Source organism: Methanosphaera cuniculi (assembly GCF_003149675.1).
In the GTDB taxonomy this organism is placed as follows: Archaea; Methanobacteriota; Methanobacteria; order Methanobacteriales; family Methanobacteriaceae; genus Methanosphaera; species Methanosphaera cuniculi.
Genome location: NZ_LWMS01000031.1, coordinates 58,711 through 71,680 on the forward strand (window position 1 = coordinate 58,711; position 12,970 = coordinate 71,680).

The 12,970-nt window shown below is 31.5% G+C and carries 11 protein-coding genes; all 11 read right to left on the reverse strand.

Annotated elements, in window-relative coordinates:
• Nucleotides 1-43 precede the first annotated feature (43 nt).
• A complete protein-coding gene (locus tag MSCUN_RS04955; RefSeq protein ID WP_095608503.1) occupies nt 44-4,951 on the reverse strand; it encodes a phage tail protein in 4,908 nt (1,635 codons plus the stop codon).
• A 635-nt stretch (nt 4,952-5,586) separates the two neighbouring features.
• A complete protein-coding gene (locus tag MSCUN_RS04960; protein ID WP_095608502.1) occupies nt 5,587-6,000 on the reverse strand; it encodes a hypothetical protein in 414 nt (137 codons plus the stop codon).
• A 70-nt stretch (nt 6,001-6,070) separates the two neighbouring features.
• Nucleotides 6,071-7,153 carry a phage tail tube protein gene (locus MSCUN_RS04965; RefSeq protein WP_095608501.1) on the reverse strand — a complete coding sequence of 361 codons (1,083 nt, stop codon included), beginning with the start codon at nt 7,151-7,153 and terminating at the stop codon, nt 6,071-6,073.
• A complete protein-coding gene (locus MSCUN_RS04970) occupies nt 7,153-7,752 on the reverse strand; it encodes a hypothetical protein (protein ID WP_095608500.1) in 600 nt (199 codons plus the stop codon). The genes MSCUN_RS04965 and MSCUN_RS04970 overlap by 1 nt, the downstream gene beginning before the upstream one ends.
• A 15-nt stretch (nt 7,753-7,767) precedes the next feature.
• Nucleotides 7,768-8,226 (reverse strand): HK97 gp10 family phage protein, encoded by a 459-nt coding sequence (locus MSCUN_RS04975; RefSeq protein ID WP_095608499.1) that lies wholly within the window; start codon nt 8,224-8,226, stop codon nt 7,768-7,770.
• Nucleotides 8,223-8,630 (reverse strand): hypothetical protein, encoded by a 408-nt coding sequence (locus MSCUN_RS04980; RefSeq protein WP_095608498.1) that lies wholly within the window; start codon nt 8,628-8,630, stop codon nt 8,223-8,225. Before MSCUN_RS04980 ends, MSCUN_RS04975 begins: the two co-directional genes overlap by 4 nt.
• 4 nt (nt 8,631-8,634) lie before the next feature.
• Nucleotides 8,635-8,904 (reverse strand): prealbumin-like fold domain-containing protein, encoded by a 270-nt coding sequence (locus tag MSCUN_RS04985; protein WP_095608497.1) that lies wholly within the window; start codon nt 8,902-8,904, stop codon nt 8,635-8,637.
• 120 nt (nt 8,905-9,024) lie between these two features.
• Nucleotides 9,025-9,999, reverse strand: coding sequence for a phage major capsid protein (locus MSCUN_RS04990; RefSeq protein WP_095608496.1), 975 nt, complete (start codon nt 9,997-9,999; stop codon nt 9,025-9,027).
• A gap of 2 nt (nt 10,000-10,001) precedes the next feature.
• Nucleotides 10,002-11,108, reverse strand: coding sequence for an XkdF-like putative serine protease domain-containing protein (locus tag MSCUN_RS04995; protein ID WP_095608495.1), 1,107 nt, complete (start codon nt 11,106-11,108; stop codon nt 10,002-10,004).
• Between the two features lie 244 nt (nt 11,109-11,352).
• Nucleotides 11,353-12,081: a hypothetical protein gene (locus MSCUN_RS05000; protein WP_095608494.1), complete on the reverse strand. Its 729-nt coding sequence runs from the start codon at nt 12,079-12,081 to the stop codon at nt 11,353-11,355.
• 13 nt (nt 12,082-12,094) lie between these two features.
• A complete protein-coding gene (locus tag MSCUN_RS05005; protein ID WP_095608493.1) occupies nt 12,095-12,697 on the reverse strand; it encodes an ADP-ribosyltransferase in 603 nt (200 codons plus the stop codon).
• Nucleotides 12,698-12,970: the final 273 nt, after the last annotated feature.

Here is a 12,970-nt window from a genome sequence, read left to right on the forward strand (position 1 = left end):
TAGTAATACTCTCCAAAAATAGAGAGAGGGAGGAATAATATATTTATCCATTTCTAAGTCTACTTTTATTAATTTTTAATTTCATATTAGCATCTGCTTCTTGGAATGTGTTACTTCTAGCAATTTGTTTCAATACATCTTTACTACCTAAGGTTTCTTGAACAATACTAGTTATAGCATCTTTATCAAGATTATCTGCACCTTGAATATCAAGATTCAAATTTAATGTAATTTCTCCACTATGTTTAACAGAATCAGAAGTACTTGTAGGAGAATCTAATTCAAGTTTTGACGGAGAACCCGCGTGACTCTGAGCAGGTGTCCAAGTTCGACGATTCATCCATCCCGTAGTATCCATTTTATGACCTGCAACATTTGCCCAGTAATGCCCGAATTGATTCCAATGTCCATGGACTTTACTTGCTGGAAGACCGCAAGCATGAGCAAGAGCTATGAGGAAGTCTGTACTGTCACTGCAGTTCATACCTCCATTATGGGCTGCAGCAACCCAATTACCATATCTTTCACTATCCCAATAAAATTCATAGTGACATTGACTGAATACATTTTCAGCCATACGACGGAAAGTATCATAACTTATTGTAGGAGTTCCATTTTCAAATTCTTTAACTTTAAATAGGTCATTTCCTGTTGAATACTTACCAAATACCTTAGGACCGTTAACTTTCCATTCATTAGATTTGTTTCTTATCCAATTCACGTTAGGTTTTACAATATCACTCCAACCTGCACCTTTACCTTTTTCGTTGAAATATCTTAGAATATCATTTGTAGCTATCATTTTACTTCCTGATTTACTCATGTATTCTATTTCTGCACCGCTAAGTAAAGGTTTTAAATTAATAGGATTAATTCTTCTTGTTGTTTGTTGATGTGTTAAAGGTTTTACACTTCTTCTTACAACTGATCCGATACTTCTATTTGAAGTTCTTCCACGTCTACCTCCTGCTCCTGGTGAACCTGCACCTCCAGGATTTCGTATTCTGTTATAGAATGTTTTTATCGTATTCCAGAGGCTGTTGAATCTTTGTTCACTTTGTGATTTGATTTGATTTGCAGCACTTATTATACTATCTTTCATTGAATTCCATGCTTGTACCATTTGTGCAGTTACTGATTTAGTACTATTAAGCATACTTTTAAGTTGGTTCTGTGTTGTTGTTTTAACGCTATTCCATGCGGATTTATTCTTATTTATTATATTTGTAAGAAGTTGATTAATCATCGTATTTAATTGTGTATAGCTTGCAATAACTCTTTGATTTGATTGTTCAAGTATTCCTGCTCCTTGAATACTTGTTGCTGAAAGTGTATTAAGATTTCCAGTCACTGAACTTATAAGAGGATTGATAGTAGTTACCATAGTATTTACTGAATTCATAACTAATTGTGTATCGGTCATTATTTGTTCTGATGGAATTGTAAGTCCTTGAAGTAGTGTATTGTTTTGTGTCATTTCTGCATCTTGTGTCTGCATCATTTCATTAAGTCCATCAGTTTCCATAGTAGGAGTTTCAAGTGTAGGTGTTGTTGTATTCATATTTGAAATAGCTTTATTATAGACATCTGCCATTTTATTATAGTCATTTCTTTCAAATTCCCGAATCATTGAAGAACCTAATTTTTTTGTTGCAGTTCCAAGTTTCATTCTATTTCCAAGAATTTCTTTATCTAAATATCCCATTTCTCCTTCTATTGCATGATACATATATCCTGGACTGTGAATACCAAGAGCGTCCTTAAATCCATCTAGCATTTGACGTCCAAGGTCTTTTATTTTTCCTACTAGATCACCAACACTATTTTTTATTTTATCTCCTATCCTCATGAGTTCGTCCCACATTACCTGAGGAAGTTGTTTTACTTTTTCTTTAAATTTTTCTACAAATTTTCTTGCACTTTCCTGAGCTTTTTGAATAAAGCTAGGTATCCAGGTTTTTACTTTGTTACTTGTATTTTGAAGCCACGTCCAAATATCAGTAGGTATTTTTCGGATTCTGTCAATAATACCTTTTAAGAAATCAGTACCTGCAGTAATTGCTTTTTGTGTAAATCCAGGAATCCACCCAACAACAGTGGATATAGTTTGTATAAGCCAATTCCAGACTTGACCGGGGAGTTGACATATCCAACTAATAAAACCTGTAACAGCATTCCATGCAGCAGTTGTAAATTGCGTGTAAAGTTGTAATGCGAAAGTAGAAAGATATGTCCAGAGTCCTTGAAGATACATCATAAATTGTTGTGGTAACATCATAAGCCAATTTGCTATTCCCGTAAGTATTTGTGAACCCCATAGTAATAGATTTGTAATAAGTCCATTGAACCATTCACCAATATATAATAGGATTTGATTAAGGTATTCAGCTAGAGTAGTAGGAAGATTAATAAACCATTCACCAATACTACTAAGAATATTAGCTCCCCATGTTAGGAGATTTGTAATAAGACTACTAAACCATTCACCGATAGTAGTTAAAAGTTGTTCAAGATAAGAATAAATAGTACCTGGAAGATTTATAAACCAATTTACAATTCCATTAACAAATCCAGATCCCATTTCCCATGCAGCGTTAATGATTGAACTAATCCATTCACCTAATCCGGCGAGAATATCTCCCCAGACAGACTGAAGATTTGACCATACATTAGAAATAAATTGCCCTATAATATCACCTAGCTTTGAAAACAAAGTCATAAGAGAATTCATAACAGTATTAATAAATTCTGAAAAACTAATTTGACCTGTACATAATTTTACAAAAGCATCAATAACGCGGAGAATATGTTTAATTACTTCACCAACAACACGAATGATTAAAGTTAGGGCAGGAATTAGAATAGCACCTATAGTCTGTGCAAGAACACTGATAATACTGGTAACAACACCTATCACAGTTTTAAATGCTTCCCAAACAGTATTTAATGATTTAACAGTTTCAGACCATTCATTGGTCGAATCAGTACCTTGTTTAAATGCGTTGAAAAAATTCTTAATTTGAGCCCATACTTGAGCAAGAATATGACTTAAAGGAAGAAGCATTTGATTCAATTGATCCCAAGCCGGAAGTAATGCAGAATATATTACTTGTCCTACTTGAACAAGTCCATTCCATACAGCAGTCAAAGCACCTTTCAGTACTTCCCATGCTTGAAGTAATCCTCCTTTTATGGCATTACCAAGATTATCAATTGAATTTTTTACATTCTCATTTGTTCTATACAAATGTACAAGAATTGCAACAAGAGCAATGACAGCAACAGCAATCCAAGTAAAAGGATTTGTAAGAAGAGCTACAGTAAGGGCTCTGGCACTACTTGCAGTTGCACGGAGAGCACCGCTTAGAGTAGTTTGTGCTACGGCATTTACTTCTGCAGAACCTCCCGATACAAGATTCGCCATACCAAGAAGTGTTGTAGCAACTGTATTCAACCGCGTTACCATATTTGTTATAGACATTATACTTCTTAGTGAAGTATACATTTGAATAATTGGAGCAAGTGTTGGTGCAAGTGCTGCAAATGAAGATATAAGACCCGCAACAACAAGAATTCCTTGAGCAAGTCCCGGGAATTGTTCTTCAAGTTTTATAAATGCAGTTGCAAGAGCATCAATTACAGGTTTGAGTGCATCTCCTATACCTCTCCCGGCTGTTCTAAAATCTTTTTGAATTTTTGCAAGTTTTCCACTTGTTGTTTGCATTACAGCACTTAGATCTCCATTCTGTTCTACACATTTCTCTAGAGCTTGAGTATATCCATCTACATCACTTGCTTCTCCACTCCAACCCATAGCAATCATTTTTTCACGAGTAATTCCGAAACTTTCTTTCAATACAGCGAAATCACCATTTAGCCCACTGAATGCTTCACTCATGTGGAATCCTGCAAGCTCTGAATCTTCTCCCATGAGTAGTGCGGCTTCTCCAAGTTTCATTACTGATCCTTTACATTTATCAAGTTGGTCATTGCTTAGTCCAGTTGAAAGCTTGATTTTATTCATAGCGTTTACCATTTGATCCATACTTACTACACTATTGTTAGTCATCCCATCTATACTATTTAGGAGTGAATCACTTGCTTCTTTACTTCCCATTATCGCGGTGTTAAGTGAACTCATTTTTTCACGAGAAAGAGAAAGACCCACTGTAAGTTGAGTGAATGAACCTACACCTATTACTCCTACTGCTTGTGCTATTTGACCACCTAGTCCATCAAATGCCCCGCTAAGACTTTGTATTTTTGGTTTTAGTGAATCAATAGCACTACCTCCTATTGATCGAATACTACTAAATACTTGTGATGCTTTACTTTGAATACTTGAAAACTTTGAAGCTACACTTGTTATTGCACTTCCTACTCTTGTTTGGAATCCTGTTATACTACTTGTCAGATTTGAAAAGGGATTAATATTTGAAAATGCTGTTGAAAGTCTTGTCCTTATATTTGTTGCAACAGTTCCTACACTTGTTCCAAACATGCTGAAACGATTTTGTACATTTGTTATTGCGTTGCTAAAACTGTTTTGAAATGTTGTAGCAGTTTCTGATAATTTTTGTCCAATAATTGTATTTGAAAACATTTGAGATATACTTGTTCGGATATTATTTACAGTTGTTGATATCGTTGTTCCAAAATTAATAAAAGATGTTCTTATTGTAGTAATAGGTGTTGTAAGTCTAGAAATAGAAGAAGATAAAGAGTTAAATGTTCTTGTTGCTATTGAACCTTGTTTTGATATATTTTGAAAAGTAGTTGATATTGTATTTTTCAGGTCAAAACATTTATTTATCGTTTCTCCCATTTTGATTTTTAATTTATCCATAAGTGAAGTAGTTTCAGTAATAGTGATATTGTTTCCACTTATGTCCATATTCATAGTCCTTTTTGTATTAGCAAGTTTATCTGCTTCACTCTTGATATGTTGCATTGTTGTTTGCCATTTTTGTTTTATTTTTTCTGCAGCATTTAGGAAAGGTTTTGCAAGATTACTTTCATTTATGTTGAACTTGCTAGAGTTATTTATTGATGTTTTAATATTGTTACAAACATTTTTTACTGTATTTTTTAATTTATTATAAGTTCTGCTGACTTTTTGTATTGCTCTTTCTTGTAGTGATAGAGCTTGTGTTACTTGTGTACTACCCGTTTTTGTATTGTTATTTACTTGTTTTGTTGTATCTCATAACTTGTCAAGTTGTTTATCTATTTTTTCAAGGTTTTTACTCATTTCATCTTTTACTTTTATTATTATTTCTACTATTTGACTTGATACCATTATTATTCATACCATTACTATTTTTTATTTTAAAAAAAAAGAATAAGCTAATTTTTATAAAAAAAAAGAATTTAATTAAAAAAAGGGAGGGAGAGGAAAGGTTAAAATTTATAGGAGGAGGGAGAAAAGAATAAGAAATTAAGCATCAGGATTATTTCTTTGATTTTCAAGTTCAGTTCTACCAATATCAAGAAACATTGCTTGTGCAGGAGTAAGTTCATTATAAGATGGTGCTAAATGATAACCAAAGAAATCTAATCTAATAAGATGCTGTCCTTCATTTGATTTTACAGCTTTTTTACTTCATCTTCAAGATTTACATCATCATCAAGTGAATTTAGTTTCTTTAATTTTGTTACAAGTTCATCAAATACATCATTTGGTAGTCTTTCTGTTATATCTTTTTCATTAATTTTTTGACCATCAATATTGAAACTACATTTGATAAGATAAACATTAGCATCATATTCTGCTTCACTTGTATCAGCAAGGTTCAGTTTTGCTACTGCTTCTGTTCCTCTTGATCTTCTTCCTTGTGTTCTCTCTGTCGTATTAATTGTTCCAAGTGCTTTATTTATTATTCTTCTATAATTTTTTGTTTCTGCTACATTTATTTTTCTTACATTTTCAGTTGTACCAGTTGCTTCTATGTAAATTGGTACTTGTTCATTTGTTCCGCATAATAGGTCTTCGAATGCCATATTTTTTCATCTCCGGTAAATAATTATAAAAGTTGGTGGTGAATGGGTGAAGAAAAGGGAAAATTAAGAATTAATTTCCCTCAGGAGTAGTTGGTGTAGTTTCCTTAATTGAAGGTACTATTTCAGGTTGATCATTTACAACTTGACAGTATATATCAGTTCTTTTTGTTGTACTATCTTTCATTTCAACTGTTTTTGTTCCTGTTGCTTGAAGTGTGAGTTTCACTTCTACATCGTCACTACCGCTGAATTCAAGAGGATCTATGCTTATAATACAGTTTGGAATGATTAGGATAACATATTCAGTTGCATCTTCACAAGTCATAATTTTAAGTTTTAGAGGTAATGTGAAGAGTTTACATTTACTAGGAATCCAGTATCCTTCATCATCTACTGGAAGATCTTTATCTCCATATTCTGTTTTTATTACTGTTTCAAGGTTTTCAGGATCAAATACGGTGGTAAGTTCCATTGATATTTCACGTTCTCCTACGTTTGGTTGTCTGCCGTAGAATCTGTTTCCAAGTCCTCTTGCTCCATCTGTTTTGTGGTTATTTTTGATTGAAAGTTTAAGATCATTGAATACTGCACTTTCAACTCCGCCAAGTTCTATTTGGTAATCATAACCTATGAATGGTACTGCATCAACTTCTCTTATTTCTTGTTCTGTTTGTGATATTTTTCTTGATTTTTCAGTTCGATATATCATTGAAAGTGAAGCTGTACTGAGTTCATCGCTTGTTTCAAGGTTGAATTCATCAACAACACAGCCGAGGAGTGTTTTTTCAAGAACATCATTTCCTACATCATATGTAAGTCTTACTGTTGAACTTGGAAGTCTTGTGCTGTCTCCTCCGTAGAATTCATGACAGCTTTTATTTGCGTCGGATTCTCCTAGTTGTGTAAATTGATAATTTCCGAGTGTGTAATACATGTATCTATGAAATATTTTTGTATCTATTGCAGTATCCATTTCACTACTTGGTTCTGGATATCCTACTCTTACTTTTTGTATTGTTTTACTTCCTCCGGTTAGTGTTACCGGTTCTGCGTTTAGGCTTGCATTTGCTTTATCTGCTCTTATATGTTTTTCATCATCTTTTGCTTCTGTTGCCCATTTTTGTTCAGGGCTGAATGATACTACTTGAGTCATTATGTATCATCTCCATTATTTGTATTATTCTTTATTATTTCGGTATAGGTTATGTCAGGATTATCTAAATTAAAAATATCTTCAGTATTAGTATCTTCATTGATTGATAAACATTGCATCCAATCAATAAGGATAACAAATTCAAGAAGAACTCCAGCAACTGATACTATTTCTTGTTTATTTTCAATTCCTAATGTTCCATTTGGATAAAGTGTTTTGAAATTGATTTTAATCATTTGAAAAAATTCATTTTTCTTTTTATAACGTCTGAAATGTTTGAGGATACTTGCTATAAGTCTTCCTGTAAGATTCATAGCTTTTATTTCTCCTTCTTTCAGGTCATTATCATATTCAATACATGCGAATTCTATAGGTACGATAACTTTATATTTATTTGTAAGTGCTTCATCTTTATATCCTGCCCATTCATGTTGATTCATCCATATTGTAGGAGTTTCAAGTTCCATTTCATTTTGATATGAAGTGATAAATGTTTCAACATCATTTAGAATTCCATTATCAATTTCTTTTTGAATCCATTCTTCTATAGTAAGCGGAATTTGACTTATTGCAGTTAGTATGCTTGTTGAATATCCCATTATTATTTACTCCTATTATTTTTTGAATGTTAGTTGTGTTACATTTTGCATTATAGTTGGAATTCTTTGTTTTATTTTTTCAGTGCTTTTTTCTACGTAGTGTTGTCCTTTTTGTCCGTTTACACTTCTAAAGAAATATTTGCCATTACTTGTTTTTCCATATTTTCCATTGAATTTTTTTCCGGGACGAAATACTAAGACTTTTCCACTTTTTGGTGTTATTCTTTTTCTTTTGGTTCCATAGATACCTGTTCCTTCATTTACCCAGCCTGCATATTTTGCACTGTTAGTATATCTTATTTTAAATCCTTTTTGTTCCATATGCCATGCACTGTGAAGGTGTCCTGTATCTTTAGGAGTATTTTTTTTAAGAATACCTAGAAATTCAAGTCCTCCTATATGGAAGAAAAGGTCTTTGAATTTATCAATGTCACCATTGAAATTTATGTCAGTTGAATTTACTTTTATTATCATTTAGAATCACCGGTAATGGTTAGGAATTCAATTTGTGCTTTTTCATATCGTTCATCAGTTTTTGTATAAGGTTTAAGTAGTTCTTTTATGGGTTTTGTGAATATTTCAGTAGGAACAGTTGTAACAGTCCAGTCATTTACTTTGACTAGAGGACTATTTTTTCTACTTTCAGCATTTGTAATGATATTTGCTACTATTTGAACACAGGCTATACTTACTCCACCTGGTATATTTTCAGTAGTAAATGATTGTTGGCAGTATTCATCAATAATAGACATGGATTGTATTATCCATGTTTCTATTATTGTGTCTAGTTCGGTGTCATTTTCTATTTTGAAGTGTTTAGGTTTGATACCTGTTATTCTTTTAACTTCATCAATTGTACAGTACATATTATTAGTCATATTCTTACTCCTTAGGTGTTAATGTTATTGGAATTATACGAGGATTATTATTTGTATTGTTAATAACTACTTTTTGGGTATATACATTATAGTTATAATCATTAATTTCTATGGTGTATGTACCAAAAGTAATATCTTTAAAATTAACTTGTCCATTGATATCAGAAGTACCAGAATAATTAGTACTTCCATTTAAATTAACAGTAATATCTTGAACACTAGGAGAAAGAAGAATATTTACAGTACGAGTAGAATCAGGGAGAACCTGAACCACCAGTAGTTGTACTAGAACTTGAATCTGATTCAGTTTCAGTTTTTACTTGTTCAACATAAACTGGTTTTTTCTTTGAACTTTCTTGAATATCTGCTAGTTCATCAAGACTAATTTTAGCAACTACAACTCCATCGTTTCTTTGTAGGCTGGAAGTGCTTTGTATCTGAATATGAAATCGTTACGTTCATTAGGAGCATCACGGTCAAGTTCAACAGTGATATCTTTGAAGATGTTGTATTCAAGGTTAGTTGTAGAAGATAGAAGACAAGTAGCAGTATTATCTATACTTTGAGCATCTGTATCATCAAGAGCTGGACTGTGAATGATAGGAATATTTTTGTAGGTAAGTCCGTTCCATGTTGGAAGTGTACTGTCACCAAGAGGTGTTTCACGTTTTATTACATAGTTGCGGTAAGCATCTTCAACTTCATAAGGAACAAAACAAACGAGTTGTTGAGTATTTTTAAATTCACTTGGTAGTGTATTTTTCATAGCATCAAATATGGAGTCTACTCCATTATCTACATCAAATGCACCTTTACTGCTGTCAAGTCCTTTGGATTTAATTTTATTTGTAGCACGTTTTATCCAACCATCACCAGCACAAAGTAGGCTGTCTGTTGTTGCTTTTATTGTTGTATCTCCGAAGAAATTCCAGTAAGCATTATCAAGTCCCATCTTGTATCCCATTTCACTTAGTACTGTTTGTTGAAGTGTTTGTCTTTCAATGTTTTCTTCAAGTTCATCATCAGTAAGTGATACTTTTGCTTTAATTTTTGTAGTATTTATTACTTGACCGGTGAAGTCTAGATCCGCTCCGGTGAGATTAGCTTGTGTTTTATGTTGTGAAAGGTCACCATTTACATATCCTGCTTGACTTACTCTTCCGTTGATTTTGAATAGACTTGTTTCACGGCTTGGGTTTTGCATGTAAACCATTCTAGCCATTGTAAGTGCAGGATCTGCTACTTGGAATTCTCTTAGGAATGTGGTTTGTTGTTCAGGATTTAGAAGTGCTTTTCCTGTTACCATTTTTTCCCATGAATCTTTATTACTTGTTTGTGTGATGTTATCTAGTGCTTCAAGATTGTTCATATTTATTCATCTCCTTTGAATATGTTATTTTGTTTGAATTTTGAAATTCCGTATTGGTCACGTCCTAGTGAAGTCATGAGACTTGCTTCGGGATTAGTGTGTTTGTAGGATTGGTTGTTTATTCCGTCGTGAGTGTGTGGAATTTCTTTTGATTTTATATTTTTATTAGATGTAGTTTCACTTTTTTCTGAAGTTTTTGATGTATCTTCTTCTTTTTTGGTTTCATCTTTTTTAGTGGTTTCTTCTTTATTGCCTTTTTGGAGTTTATCTATTTTTGTTGCTAACTCATCAAGACGGTTGTTTATTTTTGTTATATCTTCTTTTGTTGCATATTTTGATTCATTATTTTCTTCTTTATTTGTAGTTTCTTCTTTTTTATTGGTTTCTTCTTCTTTATTTGTATTATCTGCTTTTTTAGAGAAAAGATTAAATATTGATTTAATATCGTCTATTGTATATTTTGTTATTTTTTCATTTTCTGTCATTATATCATCTTCTTTATTTGTATTACTATTCTTTTGGCTTTGGAATAAGCATTGTTTAGAAAATACAGCATTACTTACACAAGGAAAAGCTGTAAGAGAAACTGTAAAACCTACAGGATTATCAATATCTTTTATAAGAGTACGGCTTTTAACTGCAAGTTCATTTAATTCTGCATCTTGTGATTTATTTGATTGACTATGTCCATTATTTAATAAGTCTATTATCTTATCTGCGTAAATTTGATTAGCAGTAGTAAGACTATAGGCAGTTAATTTACCTTCATCAATCATACGAATAGCAGTAGGATCAGTTATCTTTGATTTAAGCCACCAAGAACCGGCAGGAATATCACGGGTTGTACCTGTAATATCGGTATATGTTGTATTTTTGGAACTTATCCAGAATTCTAGAGGAGTTCCTATTTTTTTCATATACCAGTCACCATTCATGCAGAATTGATGATCGTAGTCTATGATTTGATAATTTTTATAACTTGTCTGTAAATGTTGTATTTGTTTAGTTGTTAATGGTGTTTCACCATTATTGTAGTCACAGTCGGGTACATCAGGTAGGAGTACGGGAGCAGTGACTATACGGTAGGGGGTATGGTTATGTATTGTCACGTAATAAAAAGACCTCCATTAAAAATTTAAATTAAAATTGTAGAAAAAAGGGTGGTGAAAAAATGTAATAGTTGAGGGTATGAACAGGACTTAAACCTGTAAGGAAATCATACCATAATAAAATCGTGAATAAAAAAAAAGGGTGGTGAAAATAAACAATGTTTAACACAAGAAAGAAAAACACGGGACTTTCAAAAAACAAAATAAACAATGCACAAAAAAACATGAAAAAAATAAAAAAATACTATTTATCAGGATCAAAATAAACAATATCTTTAAACTCAGGATAAGTCATTATAAATTCATAAACTGAATCATAATCATACTTTTTATCCCAATTTTTAAAATATTCATTTCCTTTCTCTTCTTCAGATTCGTAATATTCATAAATTTTATCTGAAATATTTTTATAATTTTCACTCATATTTTTAATACATATATCATACATGAATAAAATAGGAGGAATTACTGGTTTTTTTTCATTTAGTGTTAATTGATATAATTTCCTAATATTTTGAGATATGTATTGCCAATTAAATCTATTAAAAAGTATTGGATAGTCTTTATATTGTATTGTTAAAATATCATCATAAGGATTATATGGATCTTCATCATAATATACAAGTTTACTCCACTCTGGAAATTCTTGTATAAATTCATACACATCATCATAGTAACCTGAGTTAGGATCATGTCTGTATACTTGCCAATAATTGGACTTTCTACTAAATATAGCTTCAATTATTTTTTTTGAAAATAATTCATAAATTCCTTTAGGATCATTTTCAACAAGATTTGGTCTAAAATTTAAAGGTAATATTCTTTCATGTTGTTTTTGAAATTCAACTAGATTATCCATATTTTCTTCAAGTACCTGCCAATTCACACGATTAAATAGGATAGGATATTCTTTATTTATCCTTCTTCGTAAATATAATTCCATATCCAATTTCATATCACTATATCCAACCATGTTTCTTTCCCTCCTACTTATTTGTTATTTTATTAGTTTTTTTTTTATTTATAATATCTTTTTTATTATTTATTATTTTTGCTGTTATATATTTCTTGTTCTCATTGCTTTCATCAATATCTAGTATTTGTATTTCTTGTCCTCTTTTTAGTATTATTTCCGCTTCTTCTGGTGCATTTGAATTTTGTAGTATCGGTACAGTTTCTGTTCCTGGTGGTGCTAGAAGTTTAAATATTATTCCTCCCTTAGGAGAATATTTGGGATCAAGAGGTGTAGTTAAACCTAATGATGTGCTTATATATGAATTATCACCAAAATGATATACTTCACCTATTTTAAGATTTTTAATATTTTTAATTACATTTCCTTTTTCATATAACCAGAGTTCTCTATCTCCCCGTATAAGTTCTAAAGGTATTTTGAGCTTGGTAAAACTTCCATCAACTGCTTTAAGCATATTTTGAACAATTCTATTCTCTTTTTTAGTTAATGTTTCTTTTGAATCAAAATATTTCCTTATTAGCTTATATTCATCACCAGTCCACATTTGAAATCCTTTTTGGATATCTTCCGGAAGTTCTTTAAAATGTTTTTTTGTAAAATTATGTATTTCCATTATTAAATTATCTAGTTCATCTGTAATCTCTGGTTTAACTCCATGTAATAGTCTTATATAATATTCATCCCATCGCTTTATTAATTTTAAGTAATCATTTTTTAGTACTTCATGTATTTCTTTTGATACTGGTATGTGATGATTTTCTTTTATTAGTTTTTTGTTGTTTTTATGTGTTCTTTCTATTAGTTTTGATGTGAATTTTTCTTTTATTTTATCTTTTTCTATTTTTGTTGTGTTTTGTATTGTTTTTCCTGTTTTATTAAATACTTG

Coding starts and splice junctions, on each gene's coding strand:
- MSCUN_RS04960 (WP_095608502.1), bottom strand. CDS start 6,000: ATGGCATTCGAAGACCTATTATGCGGAACAAATGAACAAGTACCAATT.
- MSCUN_RS05000 (WP_095608494.1), bottom strand. CDS start 12,081: ATGGTTGGATATAGTGATATGAAATTGGATATGGAATTATATTTACGA.
- MSCUN_RS04980 (WP_095608498.1), bottom strand. CDS start 8,630: ATGACTAATAATATGTACTGTACAATTGATGAAGTTAAAAGAATAACA.
- MSCUN_RS04975 (WP_095608499.1), bottom strand. CDS start 8,226: ATGATAATAAAAGTAAATTCAACTGACATAAATTTCAATGGTGACATT.
- MSCUN_RS04990 (WP_095608496.1), bottom strand. CDS start 9,999: ATGAACAATCTTGAAGCACTAGATAACATCACACAAACAAGTAATAAA.
- MSCUN_RS04970 (WP_095608500.1), bottom strand. CDS start 7,752: ATGGGATATTCAACAAGCATACTAACTGCAATAAGTCAAATTCCGCTT.
- MSCUN_RS04965 (WP_095608501.1), bottom strand. CDS start 7,153: ATGACTCAAGTAGTATCATTCAGCCCTGAACAAAAATGGGCAACAGAA.
- MSCUN_RS05005 (WP_095608493.1), bottom strand. CDS start 12,697: ATGGAAATACATAATTTTACAAAAAAACATTTTAAAGAACTTCCGGAA.
- MSCUN_RS04955 (WP_095608503.1), bottom strand. CDS start 4,951: ATGCAACATATCAAGAGTGAAGCAGATAAACTTGCTAATACAAAAAGG.